Genomic DNA, 15,796 nt, shown 5'->3' with positions numbered 1-15,796 from the left:
GGCTTCGATGATCTGAAGCAACTCGCTGCCGAAACCTACATAACTCTTTGTTTACCAAGGAGTTTTCCGTTTCGACTGCGCCGGAAGTGGGGCGAATTATAGACTTCCAGAATCTGCCGTCAACCCTTAATTCAGCTTTTCTATCAAATAGGCATTTCTGGCTAAAAACCGACCAACTTCCCTCTATATAGAGAGCCTCAACAACCCTCTATATAGAAGAGAAGCTTCAGATGACCCCGGCCTCCCTCAAAGCCGACACATTCGCTGGCGTCAAACCCAGCACTTGCTGCAGCACCTGATAGGTATGCTCACCCAACAGCGGAGGTGCGCTGCGGTATTCAACAGGCGTCTTGGACAGGCGCATAGGACTTGCCACCTGGGGCACAGTACCAGCCAACGCATGAGGCAACTGCATCGCCAACCCGCGCGCTTTTACCTGAGGATCGGCAAACACCTGCGCCAGGTCATTGATCGGGCCGCAAGGCACACCTACTCGCTCCAACTGAGCTACCCATTCAGCCGTGCTCTTGAACACGGTAGCCTGACGGATCAACGGAATCAGCACCGCCCTGTTGGCCACTCGCAGCTTATTAGTAGCAAACCTAGGATCATCCGCCCACTGGGGCTGCCCAGCCACTTCGGCAAATTTGCGGAACTGCCCATCATTACCCACAGTAAGAATGAAGTCGCCATCCGCCGTAGGAAAATCCTGATAGGGAACGATATTCGGATGAGCGTTACCCAGGCGCTTTGGAGAGACGCCCGTCGTCAGGTAGTTCATCGCCTGATTAGCCAGACAAGCCACCTGCACATCCAGCAACGCCATATCGATATGCTGGCCGCCACCATCATGATCCCGGTGAGCCATGGCCGCCAGGATCGCAACTGTCGAGTAAAGCCCCGTAAGAATATCCGTCAGCGCCACGCCAACCTTAACCGGTCCGGCGCCGTCTTCACCCTCCGGGCGGCCAGTCAGGCTCATCAGCCCGCCAAGCCCCTGGATCATGAAGTCGTAGCCCGCCCGCGTCGCATAGGGCCCGGTTTGACCAAACCCGGTAATCGAGCAGTAGATCAACTCCGGATTGAGCTCCTTGAGCGACTCATAGTCCAACCCATAGGCCGCCAAGCCGCCTACCTTGAAGTTCTCGATCAGAATGTCGGACTTCGCCGCCAGGTCACGCACCAGCTTCTGGCCCTCCGGCCGCGTGAAGTCGATCGTCACCGATTCCTTGTTGCGATTGGCAGACAGGTAATACGCCGCCTCAGTGGTGTTTTCCCCATACGCATCCTTGAGGAAGGGTGGCCCCCAGGCACGAGTGTCGTCGCCATTCCCGGGCCGCTCGACCTTGATCACTTCAGCGCCAAGGTCTGCAAGTATCTGCCCGGCCCAAGGGCCCGCCAGCACTCGCGACAAATCCAGTACCCGCAGGTGCGAAAGCGCGCCCATGGTCGTTCTCCTATTAATAGAACGCCTGAATACCGGTTTGCGCTCGCCCCAGGATCAATGCATGCACGTCGTGAGTACCCTCATAGGTATTCACCACTTCAAGGTTGACCAGGTGGCGGGCAATGCCGAACTCATCCGAGATGCCGTTACCACCGAGCATGTCACGCGCCATCCGGGCAATGTCGAGCGACTTGCCACACGAGTTACGCTTCATGATCGAGGTGATTTCCACAGCCGCAGTGCCCTCATCCTTCATACGACCCAACCGCAGGCATCCTTGCAGCGCCAGGGTGATTTCAGTCTGCATGTCTGCGAGCTTCTTCTGGATCAGTTGAGTAGCCGCCAAAGGCCGCCCGAACTGCTGGCGATCAAGGGTGTACTGACGCGCGGTATGCCAGCAGAACTCCGCGGCCCCCAAGGCACCCCACGAGATCCCGTAGCGTGCCGAGTTAAGGCAAGTGAACGGTCCTTTCAGGCCACGCACATCCGGGAAGATGTTCTCTTCAGGAACAAACACGTTATCCATGACGATTTCACCGGTGATCGAGGCGCGCAATCCGACCTTGCCGTGGATCGCCGGAGCACTCAGGCCTTTCCAACCCTTTTCCAGCACGAAGCCGCGGATGTCGCCCGCATCGTCCTTGCCCCACACCACGAACACATCCGCAATCGGGCTGTTGGTAATCCACATCTTGCTGCCAGTGAGGCTGTAGCCGCCATCCACTTTGCGCGCGCGGGTAATCATCGCGCCCGGGTCGGAACCATGGTTAGGCTCGGTCAGGCCAAAGCAGCCAATCCATTCACCAGAGGCCAGCTTCGGCAGGTATTTCTGCTTTTGCGCTTCGGTACCGAATTCATTGATAGGCACCATCACCAGTGAGGACTGCACACTCATCATCGAACGGTAGCCAGAGTCCACACGCTCTACTTCACGAGCGATCAGGCCATAGCTGACGTAGTTCAATCCACTGCCACCGTACTGCTCTGGAATCATCGCCCCCAGCAGGCCGGTCTCACCCATTTCGCGGAAGATCGCAGGGTCAGTCTTTTCATGGCGGAAGGCTTCGAGAACACGGGGCGCCAGCTTGTCCTGGGCGAACTGTTGGGCACTGTCGCGCACCATGCGTTCTTCTTCGGTGAGCTGTGAATCCAGCAGCAGTGGATCGATCCAGTTGAAGCTTGCCTTACCGCCCATGAGTGAGTCCTCGCGAAGTAAATCAAAAGTCGTGCATGGAGCCTAGGCCGGGCAGGCGAGGAGGGCAAACGAGGATTTTGCATAGCCTTGTGCTAATTTCTCACTCCGTAACATTCAAAATCGGCATAGATGCTCTTTACTTGTGAGGTCACGGTACATGCGCAGAAAAATTCCCAGCACCACGGCGCTGGTCAGTTTCGAGGCTGCTGCCCGCCACGAGAGCTTTACCAAGGCGGCACAGGAGCTTTCGATCACCCAGGGCGCAATCTGCCGACAAATCGCCAGTCTTGAGGAGTTTTTAAGTGTCGAGCTGTTTCGACGCTCGCGCCGGGGCGTGAAACTGACAGAAGCAGGGCTTTCCTACAGTCGCCGGGTGGCTATGCAACTTGACGCCGTGGAACGCGACACCCTTTCGATCATGGGACAGCAGGGCACCAACGTTATTGAACTGGCGGTGGTCCCGACGTTCGGCACCCAATGGCTGATCCCACGCCTCAAGGACTTTCAGCACCAGCATCCCGAAGTCACCGTCAACCTGACCAACCGCACACGGCCTTTCCTGTTCGCCGATACCGAATTCGACGCGGCAATCTACTTTGGCGATGCCGACTGGTCCGGTACCGAATCCCACAAACTGATGGGAGAAAACCCGCTCCCGGTATGCAGCCCGCGCTTGCTGGGCGATCGCACGCACTTCACTGCACACGAAATCGCCGAACTGCCCCTGCTGCAACAAACTACTCGACCCTATGCCTGGCGCCAGTGGTTCAACGCGCAACAGCTGGACATACCCCGCGACATGACAGGCCCGCGTTACGAGCTATTCTCCATGTTGTCCCAGGCAGCCATGCACGATATGGGCATTGCACTGATACCGCCGTTCCTTATTCAAAGGGAACTGAGCGATGGGCACTTGGTGATTGCCAGCCCTCAGGTACTGGCGAGCTCAAAGGCTTACTACCTGATGATTCCCGAGAGAAAGGTCGAATCAGCTTCTCTGCATGCGTTCAGAGACTGGCTGATTGATCAGTCGCATCGTTACAACCCCAATATCTAAAGGGTCTTCGTCAATTTATTAACTTTGTAGTCAACAAAACAAAATACCTACATATGTATATATATGTCGCAATTTAGAAGACCGCATCTTTTGACCCTGAAATGGCCTTTAAGCCATGTAGGTATTGGCCTGTAGCCATAAAATTGCAGCGATGCCCAAGCATTCACGTCGGCGATGGAGAAGCGCTGATATTTCGGTAAAAACTCTTTAATCTCCTGTATTTAAACGACTTTAATCTATCCATTGCGACAATCGGTCACGGGGTGACTTGTAGTTAATTTTTCGTCACCCGTCATAATCTCTTGAAGGCCGTAAAGTTCGCCTGCAAAATGCCGCGCCCCGCTGTATTTCAGCGGGATCGTGCTGATCGGCCGCCCAGATTCGCCTGTCGTGGCGCACTGGCCTTTTACAAAAATCAAAGCAAAAAGATCATGCAGGAGATTTGACGTGCACATTGGTGTTCCTCTCGAAACCCAGACCGGTGAAACGCGGGTGGCTGCCACCCCGGAAACCATCAAGAAGCTGATCGGCCAGGGCCACAAGGTCACTGTGCAAAGCGGGGCAGGCATCAATGCCAGTGTCGTCGACAGTGCCTATGAAGCAGCGGGCGCAACCATTGGCAGCGCCAGTGATGCATTCGGCGCCGAGCTGATCCTCAAGGTGGTCGCCCCCAATGACAGCGAACTGACGCTGATCAAAAGCGGCGCAGTGCTGGTGGGCATGCTCAATCCGTTCAGCAACGAAACCATCACTCGACTGGCCGAGCATGGCATCACGGCCTTTGCCCTTGAGGCCGCGCCGCGCACCTCCCGCGCGCAGAGCCTGGATGTGCTTTCTTCCCAGGCAAACATTGCCGGCTACAAGGCTGTACTGCTCGCCGCCCATCACTACCCACGCTTCATGCCAATGCTGATGACCGCCGCCGGTACGGTGAAAGCCGCTCGCGTGCTGATTCTTGGAGCTGGTGTAGCAGGGCTGCAGGCGATCGCTACCGCGAAACGCCTGGGTGCGGTCATCGAAGCGTCCGACGTGCGTCCGGCGGTAAAGGAACAGATCGAATCCCTGGGCGCCAAGTTCGTCGACGTGCCATACGAAACTGATGAAGAACGTGAATGCGCGGTTGGCGTGGGCGGTTACGCGCGCCCAATGCCAACAAGCTGGATGCAGCGCCAGGCCCTGGCCGTGCATGAACGTGCCAAGCAAGCCGACATCGTCATCACCACCGCATTGATTCCGGGTCGCAAGGCACCGACCCTGCTCAGCGCCGAGACCGTCGCACAGATGAAGCCAGGCTCGGTGGTCATCGACCTCGCCGCAGCCCAGGGCGGCAACTGCCCGCTGACCGTGGCAGACCAGGTGGTCGTGGAAAACGGTGTGACCATCTGCGGCCCGACCAACCTGGCCGGCGCCGTCGCCGCCGATGCCTCGGCGCTGTACGCACGCAACCTGCTGGACTTCCTGAAGCTGGTCTTCACCAAGGAAGGGCAGTTTGAAATCAACCTCGAAGACGACATCGTCGCCGCGTGCCTGATGTGCCGCGACGGCCAAGTCATCCGCAAAAACGCCTAAGCAGGGATTCAGACGATGGAAGAGCTTATTTCCCCCGGTATCTACAACCTGATCATCTTCGTGCTGGCGATTTATGTCGGTTATCACGTGGTCTGGAACGTCACCCCGGCCCTGCACACCCCGCTGATGGCCGTGACCAACGCAATTTCGGCGATCGTGATCGTCGGCGCCATGCTGGCAGCCGCACTCACCGTGACACCACTGGGCAAGACCATGGGCACCCTGGCCGTAGCCCTCGCGGCGGTCAACGTGTTCGGTGGCTTCCTGGTTACCCGCAGGATGCTTGAGATGTTCAAGAAGAAAGCCCCGAAAGCAAAAGAAGAGGCGCCATCGTCATGAGCATGAATCTGGTCACGACGCTCTACCTGATCGCGTCGATCTGCTTTATCCAGGCCCTTAAAGGCCTGTCACACCCGACGACGTCCCGGCGCGGCAACCTGTTCGGCATGCTCGGCATGGCGCTGGCAGTGCTCACCACCGTGGGCCTCATCTATAAGCTCGGCGCCGAGCTGGCCACTGCCGGAATTGGCTACGTCATCGTTGGCCTGCTGGTCGGCGGCACCGCCGGCTCGATCATGGCCAAGCGCGTGGAAATGACCAAGATGCCGGAGCTGGTGGCGTTCATGCACAGCATGATCGGCCTGGCTGCAGTGTTTATCGCCATCGCCGCAGTCGTGGAACCACAGTCGCTGGGTATCGTGAAACACCTGGGGGATTCGATCCCCGCCGGTAACCGCCTGGAGTTGTTCCTCGGTGCAGCCATCGGTGCAATTACGTTCTCCGGCTCGGTCATCGCCTTCGGCAAGCTGTCGGGTAAGTACAAGTTCCGCCTGTTTCAGGGCGCACCAGTACAGTTCGGCGGTCAGCACAAGCTGAACCTGGTGCTGGGGCTGTTGACGCTGGGCCTGGGCCTGGCCTTCATGTTCACCGGCAACCTCAGCGCCTTCGCATTGATGCTGGCCCTGGCGTTCGTGCTGGGCGTGCTGATCATTATCCCGATTGGCGGCGCCGACATGCCGGTGGTCGTCTCGATGCTCAACAGCTACTCCGGCTGGGCTGCGGCGGGGATCGGCTTCTCGCTGAACAACTCGATGCTGATCATCGCCGGTTCGCTGGTGGGTTCAAGCGGTGCGATCCTGTCGTACATCATGTGCAAGGCGATGAACCGCTCCTTCTTTAATGTACTGCTCGGCGGTTTCGGCAACACGGCAGACGCCGCCGGCCCGGCCGGCTCGAAAGAAGCGCGCCCGGTGAAATCCGGCTCGGCTGACGATGCAACCTTCTTGCTGACCAACGCCGATACCGTAATCATCGTACCGGGCTACGGCCTGGCGGTGGCACGGGCACAACATGCACTGAAAGAGCTGACCGAGAAGCTGACCCACCGCGGCGTGACCGTGAAGTACGCGATCCACCCGGTTGCAGGCCGTATGCCTGGTCACATGAACGTATTGCTGGCCGAGGCAGAAGTGCCTTACGACCAGGTGTTCGAGATGGAAGACATCAACTCCGAGTTCGGCCAGGCCGACGTGGTGCTGGTGCTAGGCGCCAACGACGTGGTCAACCCGGCCGCCAAGAACGATCCCAAGTCGCCCATCGCGGGCATGCCGATCCTCGAAGCGTTCAAGGCCAAGACCATCATCGTCAACAAGCGCTCGATGGCCAGCGGCTATGCCGGCCTGGACAACGAACTGTTCTACCTGGACAAGACCATGATGGTCTTCGGCGACGCCAAGAAGGTCATCGAAGACATGGTCAAGGCCGTCGAATAAACACTGCGCCAGCGCAATACCCAAAACCCTGGCCTTTAGTAGGCTGGGGTTTTTTATTGCCGGTAAAAACCGACAAAAGGCTCTAAATCGCTGCCTGGCATTCGACCATGGTAGCGGGACGAAATTTTTTGAAATCACTAGACTGCGCATCTTGCTTCCGTAGCCCGAGATAACAATCCATGTACCGTGATCGTATCCGCTTGCCTTCGTTGTTGAACAAGGTCATGAGCGCGGCTGACGCTGCCGCACTGATCCAGGACGGCATGACCGTCGGCATGAGCGGCTTCACCCGCGCCGGTGAAGCCAAGGCCGTGCCCCACGCCTTGGCCGAACGCGCCAAGACATCACCGCTGAAAATTACCCTGATGACCGGCGCCAGCCTGGGCAACGACCTGGACAAGCAACTGACCGAAGCCGGTGTACTGTCGCGACGCATGCCATTCCAGGTAGATAGCACCCTGCGCAAGGCGATCAACGCCGGCGAGGTGATGTTTATCGACCAGCATTTGTCGGAAACCGTCGAGCAGCTGCGCAACAATCAGCTCAAGCTACCGGACATCGCGGTGATCGAAGCCGTAGCGATCACCGAGCAAGGCCACATTGTGCCAACCACTTCCGTGGGCAACTCCGCCAGTTTCGCGATTTTCGCCAAGCAGGTGATCGTCGAGATCAACATGGCGCATAACCCGAACCTGGAAGGCCTGCACGACATCTATATCCCGAGCTATCGCCCGACCCGCACGCCAATTCCGCTGGTGGCCGTGGACGACCGTATCGGCAGCACCGCGATTCCGATTCCGCCGGAAAAGATCGTCGCGATCGTCATCACCAATCAGGCGGATTCGGCCTCCACCGTGACGCCGCCCGACAGCGACACCCAGTCGATCGCCAATCACCTGATCAACTTCCTTAAAGAAGAAGTCGACGCCGGACGCATGACCAACAAGCTCGGCCCGCTGCAGGCAGGCATCGGCAACATTGCCAATGCGGTGATGTGCGGTTTGATCGAGTCGCCCTTCGAAGACCTGACGATGTATTCGGAAGTCCTCCAGGATTCCACATTCGACCTGATCGACGCAGGCAAGCTGAGCTTTGCCTCAGGCAGTTCGATCACATTGTCGGAACGGCGCAACGCCGACGTGTTCGGCAACCTGGAGCGCTACAAAGACAAATTGGTGCTGCGGCCCCAGGAAATCTCCAATCACCCGGAAGTGGTGCGGCGCCTGGGCATCATCGGCATTAACACCGCGCTGGAGTTCGACATCTATGGCAACGTCAACTCCACCCACGTCTGCGGCACCCGGATGATGAACGGAATTGGCGGCTCGGGCGACTTCGCGCGCAACGCGCACCTGGCGATCTTTGTCACCAAGTCGATTGCCAAGGCCGGCGCGATTTCCAGCGTGGTGCCAATGGTCAGCCATGTGGACCATACCGAACATGACGTCGACATCCTCGTGACCGAGGTCGGCCTGGCGGACCTGCGGGGCCTGGCGCCGCGGGAGCGGGCTCGGGTCATCATCGACAACTGTGTGCACCCGGCGTACCGCGATGCCCTGAACACCTACTTCACCCAAGCCTGTGTGCTGGGCGGGCACACCCCGCATATCCTGCGAGAAGCACTGAGTTGGCACATCAACCTGGAAGAAACCGGGCATATGCTGAAGGCGTGATTGATACAGATTCGGGCTGATGCAAACACAGTTTCATCAGCCCGAGCTTCCGAGCCCAAGTTTTATAAAAAACTGTACTGCTGTACCGGTCATTTCCTACTGAAATATCCTACCTCGAACTCCATAAACGCCTAAAACGCACCATAAAAGCGCCGACAGGTACAGTTGCCCCAATTTCGTACAGTACAGCCCCTATAAACAGTTAACTGGCCCCTCACAATACAGGTGAACTGTATCTAGAGAGTCTTGCCTGGGAGGAGGATCATTGGCACCAGTTAAACCACTACCTAATCCCGCCACAAGCGGAAGGATGTCATCATGGAACGTACACTCAGTTCCGATCTGTTCTTCGAAGAAAAAGCTGTAAACACCCAGGCTTCCCTGCCTCTGCGCGTTCTCGCCAACCTGATGTTGTGGCAGCGCCGCATCTCCAGCCGCCATCAACTGGCTCGTCTGGATTCGCGTCTGCTGGCTGACGCCGGTATCAGCGAAGCACAACGCTACGAAGAGCTGAGCAAGCCGTTCTGGCGCTAATTAGCGTCCGCTGGCCCTGACCCACCGGGTCCACCGCCAGCACTCCGAATTGTTAAAGCAGAACCCGCCCCGGGTAACCGGCGGCGGGTTCTGCTGTTTCTGGGGTTTGGATTTTCAATGGCGAAAACAGTCGGCTTTCTACAGACCGATACAGTTTAAAAAATATAACAATTAAGCAGTACAATTTAACCCGCGTGTATCTGTACCGGTAGCACCCTCCAGCCCAAGATGGTGTTCCAGGACCTCATGAAAGGCGCGCGTCATGAATACCAAAAACCAGCAACACCCTCGGTTGATACAGCTACTCAAGCGCACCGCTGCAGCACTCGTCTGCTGGGGGCAACGGGCCCGCACACGCAGGCTGCTGGCTCAACTGGATCCGCGGGAATTGTCCGATGCGGGTATCAGTCACGGCGACCGGGCATCTGAGCTGGCCAAATCGTTCTGGCGCGAGTAATCACCGCAGGACGCTATCCGAACAGATAAGCGGCGGCTAATATCCGGCTACCACGTGGCGAACCCTGTAGAACGGGCGTCTGATGCCCATGGTCTCGCTGCTCAAGCAGTAGCTTTGTGCCACCCTTTCGTTCATTTACAGGAGTCACCCCATGTCCCGTCTTCACCTGCTGAGCGCTGCAGCCCTGTTGGCCCTGGCTGCCAATGCCAACGCCTCCAGCCTGATCGTGACCACGGATTCGATCGTCGGCGCACTGAAAGCCACCTCAGACGCCACCTCCGATGCCACTTCCTCCCTGCGTGACAACAAGGTCGTACGTGCCGCCCGTGACGACGCCGCCAGCTTCGTTGCCAGCGAAGGCGCCATCCGTGGCGTAAAACTGGAAAGCGCCCTGGCCCAGATCCGCCAAAAGGCTCCACAACTGAATACCGCGACTGACGCGCAGCTGGCCCAGGCGATCCTGGCCATCTGACCGCAGGTGGGATAAAGGGGGCGCCAGGCGCTCCCCGAACCCTCCGTGCTGGCTCTCGCCCGGGCATTGCGCTAGCCTTGGCGCTCGTTTTCAGTTGTCGAGTCCCATGGCTTTTTCATACCGCCTGTTGATCGCTCCCGTAGTGTTTTGCACCTGCTGGTCCACGCAAGCTCCGGCCTTTGACCTGTCCACCCAGAGCCTCGTTGTCAGTGCGTATGCCACCAGCAAAGTGACCTCCGCACCGTTCGACCATAAACTGATACTGGCCGCCCAGGATGACGCTGCCGCTTTCATTGCCACTGACGGCCAATGGCGGGGAGCCCGACTGGAATCAGCGCTGGATTATCTGCGCCATACCCAGCCAAAACTTAACGCCAGTGACCTTGAACTGGCGCAAGCAATTCTCGTCCAATAATCATCTTTGTATTTCGGAGTCATTCCATGCGTAGCCCGCTGATCGCCGCCGCTCTCGGCCTGCTGTTGTTGGCCGGTGTTGCCCAGGCACAAACCCTGAAGGCCACCAGTAACATCATCGTCCGAGCCTCGGCCCGTACCATCGATTTCACCTCGGACACCACCACATCCATCCGCGACTCCAAAGTCGTACGCGAAGCCCACGACGATGCCGCCAGTTTCGTTGCCAGCAATGGCGAGATTCGTGGCGCTCAACTGGAAGCCGCCTTCGACACCCTGCGAACCCGCGTGCCGGAAGCCCGCGACGCCAGCGACCAGGTTCTCGCCGAAGCTATCCTCTCTCTGTGAGGCGCGTTGCCGCCTGGCTACTGGCCGGCACCTTGCTGCTGGGCGCCAGCGCGGCTCAGGCCGCCCTGCAACTGCGGCTCAAGACCGATGGCTTGAGCCCGGCCCAGCAGCAGGCGAGCCAGGCATTGCTGGATGAAGCGATGCAGGCGTTGCCGCCGCGCTTCATCGAGCAACTGGACCGGACCATCGACGTCGGCTGGACCGACAAGATGCCCGAGAACGCCTACGGCCAGGCTTCGCTGGTGTCCGAACTGGACCTCAACAGCAACTTGCTGAAAAGCCTTACCGACGGCAGTGCCGCGACGCAAAAAACCAATCGCCCCCACGGCACCGTGCGCCGGGAAATGCTCGCCACCGTGCTGCATGAACTGACCCACATCTATGACCGTGCCCGCCTGTGGTCCAGCGCCGACCGCAAGCTGATCCAGCGTTGCAGCCGCCAGAACAACATCACCGGCCTGATCGGCCTGCCCGATCAATGCCGGGGCCAGAACGACCGCCGCTTTACCCTCAGCGATGACCCACGCCTGCTGGACCTCGCCGGGTGGCCGCAATACGTCGGCCGTCGCGGCGAACGTGAACAGAACAATCATCAGGTCGCCCGCAGCCCGGACATCTACGAAACCACCAGCCCGCTGGAATTCGTCGCCGTCAACATGGAGTACTTCCTCCTCGACCCGAGCTATGCCTGCCGCCGGCCTTCGCTGTACCGCTATTACAAGGAACACTTTGGCTGGGCGCCGCCCGCCAAGGACACCTGTGCCAAAACCTACGCCTTCCTCAACGCCGGCAACGACTTCGCCAAGACTCCACTGGGCCAGGTCGACCCCGAGCGGGTCTACGAAATCGACTACCTGCTGGCCGAAGCCAACCAGAACCTCGTGAGTCGCTGGGGCCACAGCATGCTGCGCCTGGTGATCTGCGCCCCCGGCCGGCCACGGGGCCCGGACTGCCGCCTGGACCTGGACCAGCACCTGGTGTTGTCCTACCGCGCGTTTGTCGGTGACGTACAACTGTCGAGCTGGGACGGCCTGATCGGCAAATACCCGTCGCGGCTGTTCGTGCTGCCGCTGTCTCAGGTCATTGACGAGTACACCAAGACCGAGCTGCGCGGCCTGGCGTCGGTGCCGTTGAAGCTCACGCGCCAGGAGATCAACGACACCGTCGAACACGCCGCGGAAATGCACTGGAGCTACGACGGCAACTACTTCTTCATCTCCAACAACTGCGCAGTCGAGAGCCTGAAACTGTTACGCAGCGGCAGCGCCAACCCGCAGCTGACCGGCCTGGACAACATCACGCCCAATGGCCTGCTGGAAGTCCTCAAGGGCCGAGGCCTGGCCGATACCAGTGTGCTGGACGACAAAAAACGCGCGCTGCGCCTCGGCTATCACTTCGACTCCTTCCGCGAGCGCTACCAGGCGATGTTCGAGGTGTTGAAAAAGCGCCTGCCGATCAAACAGGCTGAAGTGGAGGATTGGTTGTCACTGAGTGCCGAAGAGCGCCGCCCATGGTTCGCCGAAGCCGACCTGCGCGCCAGCGCCGCCTTGTTGCTGCTGGAACAGGCGAGCTTCCGCAAGCAGCTCATGCTGGCCCAGGATGAAGTCAAGCAACGCTACCTTGGCGCCCGCGAGCTGAAGAACGGCGGCATGGAAAAGGCCAACGCGACGTTGCAGCAGATCCTCGCCAACAGTGGCTTCCTCAGTCGCCCGGCAGAGCTGCTGGGCACCAGCGGTTACGGCTTGCCACAACCAACAGAATCCAAACGCCTGGAATCAGAGAGCGCCGCGCGCCAGAAGCAGTTGCAGTCGCTGACCGGCGATCTGGACAAAGAGGTGAGGGCGCTGCTGGAACCGGCCCGCGCGGCGGAGATTGCCGCATGTGAAGCCAACCTCAAGCAGCTAGGCGAGCACTTGCGCGCACTGCACAAGGCCTCCGGCGGGTTCGAGCTGCCCTAGAGCGCTTCTCCGTCTTCTTCCGGTAGTTGCTCATCCAGGTGTAACCACGGCAATCGGCTCTCTACCCAGATGTGCCGATCTGCCGGGGCCAGCTCCGGGTGATCCAGGGTTGCGATGGTCACATCGATACTCTCGGCACTCAGTTGCGTTACCAGCGCCAAATGCGCCCCACAGTTAGAACAGAGATACCGCACGCATGTCGGCGAAGATTCGTACTGCGCCGGCGTTCCCGCCACCCAGGCGAACGCGGAACGGGGCAGGGTGATCCAGGTCGTCACCAAGCCGCCGCTGACCCGTCGGCAAATCGAACAGTGGCAGTGGGCAATATCCACCAACGCCCCGCTGAACTGATAACGCACCCGCCCGCAATGGCAGCCGCCTTGGTGTTGCTCATGCATGCTCTGTCTCCCACATCCTTATTTCACACAGGACCAGTCGTCCATTCAACGTAGCCCGTTTCTCAAGCGAAAGCTGGCTGAAAGCTTCCGGGACTAGGATCGCCCACCACTACCGGCAACAGACCGGTTGTTAACAACAACAATGGTGATTCCCGATGTCCGCTCGTACCCGCCTGTTTGCCCCGACTCCACCCGTACGCCTCGTGCCTTTCGTTCTGCGCTGACCCAACCGGTTCGCCATTCCCTAGCCGCGCTACGCCTGGAGTATTCCTATGCTGACTTTCCTTGGCTTTGCCATGGTCATCACGTTCATGTTCCTGATCATGACCAAGCGCCTGTCTGCGCTGATCGCCCTGATCATCGTACCGATCCTGTTCGCGCTGTTCGGCGGCTTTGCCCCGCAGATCGGCCCGATGATGCTCGCGGGCATCACCAAGCTTGCGCCGACCGGCGTAATGCTGATGTTTGCCATCCTCTATTTCGCCTTGATGATCGACTCCGGCCTGTTCGACCCGGCCGTGCGCAAGATCCTCAAGCTGGTCAAGGGCGACCCGCTGAAGGTCTCGGTCGGCACCGCCGTGCTGGCCCTGGTGGTATCACTGGACGGAGACGGCGCCACCACCTACATGATCTGCGTGGCCGCCATGCTGCCGCTGTACCAGCGCATCGGCATGAGCCCGCGGATCATGGCCGGCCTGATCATCCTCGCCGGTGGGGTGATGAACATGACCCCATGGGGTGGCCCGACCGCCCGCGCCGCCAGTGCATTGCACGTGGACCCATCGGATATTTTCGTACCGATGATTCCAGCCATGGCCGCCGGCGTCGTCGCCATCCTGGTGATTGCCTATATGTACGGCAAGCGCGAACGGGCACGCCTGGGCGAGCTGCACCTGCAAGGCGATGAAATCGACCACAGCGAAATCAGCGTCTCGCAATACCCGGACGCCCGCCGTCCGAAACTGATCTGGTTCAACGGCGCACTGACCTTCGCCCTGATGTGCACCTTGATCGCCGGCCTTTTGCCACTGCCGGTACTGTTCATGGTGGCCTTCAGTATCGCGATGATCGTCAACTACCCGTGCCTGCAGATGCAGAAAGACCGGATCGCCGCCCATGCCGGCAGCGTCCTGGCGGTCACCGGCCTGATCTTCGCCGCCGGTATCTTCACCGGCATCCTGTCCGGTACCGGCATGGTCGATGCCATGTCCAAGAGCCTGCTGGCCGTCATCCCTGACGCGCTGGGGCCTTATCTGGCCGTGATCACCGCGCTGGTGAGCATGCCGTTTACCTTCTTCATGTCCAACGATGCCTTCTACTACGGCGTTCTGCCGGTACTGGCCGAAGCCGCCAGCCACTACGGCATCACTGCCGTGGAAATGGCCCGCGCCTCAATCGTTGGCCAGCCTGTGCACTTGTTGAGCCCACTGGTTCCATCGACCTACTTGCTGGTAGCCCTGGCGGGTATCGAATTTGGCGATCACCAGCGCTTCACCCTCAAGTGGGCGGTGCTGGTGTGCCTGTGCATAATGGTCGCCGCTTTGCTGATGGGGATTTTTCCGCTGTTCAGCACTCTATAATCGTACAACTCACTGCGCCGGCTCTTAAGGCTGGCGCGGTCTAACACTCGCTCAAAGGAATACACATGGAATGGCTGACCAATCCGGAAATCTGGATTGCCTTCTTCACCCTGACGGCCCTCGAGATCGTCCTGGGCATCGATAACATCATCATGATTTCGATCCTGGTCAGCCGCATGCCCAAGCACATGCAGGCGCGTACCCGGATCTTCGGCCTGGCGCTGGCGATGGTCACGCGGATCCTGTTGCTGCTGTCGATCACTTGGGTCATGCGCCTCACCGACGATCTGTTCGTGGTGTTCGGCCAAGGCATTTCCGGCCGCGACCTGATCCTGTTCTTCGGTGGCCTGTTCCTGCTGTGGAAAAGCTCCCAGGAGATGTACCACGCCCTGGAAGGTGAAGACGAAACCCACGACGAGCCGAAGGGCGCCGGTGGCAAGTTCATCTACACCATCATCCAGATCGCGATCATCGACATCGTGTTCTCCCTGGACTCGGTGATTACCGCCGTCGGTATGGTTTCCCACGTACCGGTGATGGTGGCCGCGATCATCGTCGCCGTACTCGTGATGATGCTGGCCGCTGGCACCATCAGCGATTTCATCGACAAACACCCGTCGCTGAAGATGCTGGCGCTGTCGTTCCTGCTGGTGGTGGGTACCGTGCTGATCGCCGAAGCCTTCGACGTTCACGTGCCAAAAGGCTACGTTTACTTCGCCATGGCGTTCTCCCTGGCGGTTGAAGCGGTGAACATCAAGATGCGTACCGCCATCGCGAAAAAGAAGAAACAGCAGGATCCTGTGAAACTGCGCAAGGACATTCCGGGTCAATAACCTGGACCCGCTGCTGAAAAAGGGGCTTTAGAGCCCCTTTTTTTCATCTGCAAAAAGCTGATTTCATGACAGTTTTGTTTCAATCCCGA

At 59.1% G+C, this 15,796-nt stretch carries 16 protein-coding genes; 13 read left to right on the top strand and 3 right to left on the bottom strand.

The window, feature by feature from the left end:
- Nucleotides 1-226: 226 nt before the first annotated feature.
- Nucleotides 227-1,447 (bottom strand): CaiB/BaiF CoA-transferase family protein, encoded by a 1,221-nt coding sequence (locus tag HX869_RS08040; protein ID WP_178902956.1) that lies wholly within the window; start codon nucleotides 1,445-1,447, stop codon nucleotides 227-229.
- 13 nt (nucleotides 1,448-1,460) lie between these two features.
- On the bottom strand, nucleotides 1,461-2,642 hold the full coding sequence (locus HX869_RS08035; RefSeq protein ID WP_003214743.1) for an acyl-CoA dehydrogenase: 1,182 nt from the start codon (nucleotides 2,640-2,642) through the stop codon (nucleotides 1,461-1,463).
- A gap of 157 nt (nucleotides 2,643-2,799) precedes the next feature.
- Here HX869_RS08035 and HX869_RS08030 point away from each other — a divergent pair, with 157 nt between their 5' ends.
- From HX869_RS08030 to HX869_RS07980, 11 genes are all read left to right on the top strand, one after another.
- The gene (locus HX869_RS08030; protein ID WP_178902955.1) at nucleotides 2,800-3,699 is read left to right on the top strand and encodes a LysR family transcriptional regulator; all 900 of its coding nucleotides are present in this window, start codon (nucleotides 2,800-2,802) and stop codon (nucleotides 3,697-3,699) included.
- Between the two features lie 447 nt (nucleotides 3,700-4,146).
- Entirely contained in the window at nucleotides 4,147-5,268 is a 1,122-nt protein-coding gene (locus HX869_RS08025; RefSeq protein ID WP_008439665.1) for a Re/Si-specific NAD(P)(+) transhydrogenase subunit alpha, read from the top strand.
- Between the two features lie 15 nt (nucleotides 5,269-5,283).
- Nucleotides 5,284-5,607 (top strand): NAD(P) transhydrogenase subunit alpha, encoded by a 324-nt coding sequence (locus HX869_RS08020; RefSeq protein WP_008439664.1) that lies wholly within the window; start codon nucleotides 5,284-5,286, stop codon nucleotides 5,605-5,607.
- The gene (locus HX869_RS08015; RefSeq protein ID WP_003214748.1) at nucleotides 5,604-7,040 is read left to right on the top strand and encodes an NAD(P)(+) transhydrogenase (Re/Si-specific) subunit beta; all 1,437 of its coding nucleotides are present in this window, start codon (nucleotides 5,604-5,606) and stop codon (nucleotides 7,038-7,040) included. The genes HX869_RS08020 and HX869_RS08015 overlap by 4 nt, the downstream gene beginning before the upstream one ends.
- Before the next feature lie 179 nt (nucleotides 7,041-7,219).
- On the top strand, nucleotides 7,220-8,713 hold the full coding sequence (locus HX869_RS08010) for an acetyl-CoA hydrolase/transferase family protein (RefSeq protein WP_087694539.1): 1,494 nt from the start codon (nucleotides 7,220-7,222) through the stop codon (nucleotides 8,711-8,713).
- A gap of 318 nt (nucleotides 8,714-9,031) precedes the next feature.
- The gene (locus HX869_RS08005) at nucleotides 9,032-9,247 is read left to right on the top strand and encodes a DUF1127 domain-containing protein (protein WP_003214752.1); all 216 of its coding nucleotides are present in this window, start codon (nucleotides 9,032-9,034) and stop codon (nucleotides 9,245-9,247) included.
- A 262-nt stretch (nucleotides 9,248-9,509) separates the two neighbouring features.
- Nucleotides 9,510-9,704: a DUF1127 domain-containing protein gene (locus tag HX869_RS08000; RefSeq protein ID WP_003214754.1), complete on the top strand. Its 195-nt coding sequence runs from the start codon at nucleotides 9,510-9,512 to the stop codon at nucleotides 9,702-9,704.
- Between the two features lie 151 nt (nucleotides 9,705-9,855).
- Entirely contained in the window at nucleotides 9,856-10,176 is a 321-nt protein-coding gene (locus tag HX869_RS07995) for a DUF2388 domain-containing protein (RefSeq protein WP_178902954.1), read from the top strand.
- 106 nt (nucleotides 10,177-10,282) lie between these two features.
- Nucleotides 10,283-10,591, top strand: coding sequence for a DUF2388 domain-containing protein (locus HX869_RS07990; RefSeq protein WP_008439654.1), 309 nt, complete (start codon nucleotides 10,283-10,285; stop codon nucleotides 10,589-10,591).
- A gap of 26 nt (nucleotides 10,592-10,617) precedes the next feature.
- Nucleotides 10,618-10,938: a DUF2388 domain-containing protein gene (locus HX869_RS07985; RefSeq protein WP_003214760.1), complete on the top strand. Its 321-nt coding sequence runs from the start codon at nucleotides 10,618-10,620 to the stop codon at nucleotides 10,936-10,938.
- Nucleotides 10,935-12,896, top strand: coding sequence for a DUF4105 domain-containing protein (locus HX869_RS07980; protein ID WP_178902953.1), 1,962 nt, complete (start codon nucleotides 10,935-10,937; stop codon nucleotides 12,894-12,896). The genes HX869_RS07985 and HX869_RS07980 overlap by 4 nt, the downstream gene beginning before the upstream one ends.
- Here HX869_RS07980 and HX869_RS07975 read toward each other — a convergent pair.
- On the bottom strand, nucleotides 12,893-13,294 hold the full coding sequence (locus tag HX869_RS07975; RefSeq protein ID WP_177028127.1) for a GFA family protein: 402 nt from the start codon (nucleotides 13,292-13,294) through the stop codon (nucleotides 12,893-12,895). The genes HX869_RS07980 and HX869_RS07975 overlap by 4 nt on opposite strands.
- A 272-nt stretch (nucleotides 13,295-13,566) precedes the next feature.
- Between HX869_RS07975 and HX869_RS07970 the strand changes: the two genes are divergently transcribed.
- A complete protein-coding gene (locus HX869_RS07970; RefSeq protein ID WP_003214766.1) occupies nucleotides 13,567-14,874 on the top strand; it encodes a CitMHS family transporter in 1,308 nt (435 codons plus the stop codon).
- Between the two features lie 65 nt (nucleotides 14,875-14,939).
- Nucleotides 14,940-15,707, top strand: coding sequence for a TerC family protein (locus HX869_RS07965; RefSeq protein WP_003214768.1), 768 nt, complete (start codon nucleotides 14,940-14,942; stop codon nucleotides 15,705-15,707).
- The last annotated feature ends 89 nt before the right edge of the window (nucleotides 15,708-15,796 follow it).

This window comes from Pseudomonas sp. P7779 (assembly GCF_013386315.1).
GTDB lineage: Bacteria > Pseudomonadota > Gammaproteobacteria > Pseudomonadales > Pseudomonadaceae > Aquipseudomonas.
This window is presented reverse-complemented; position numbering and strand designations above follow the sequence as displayed.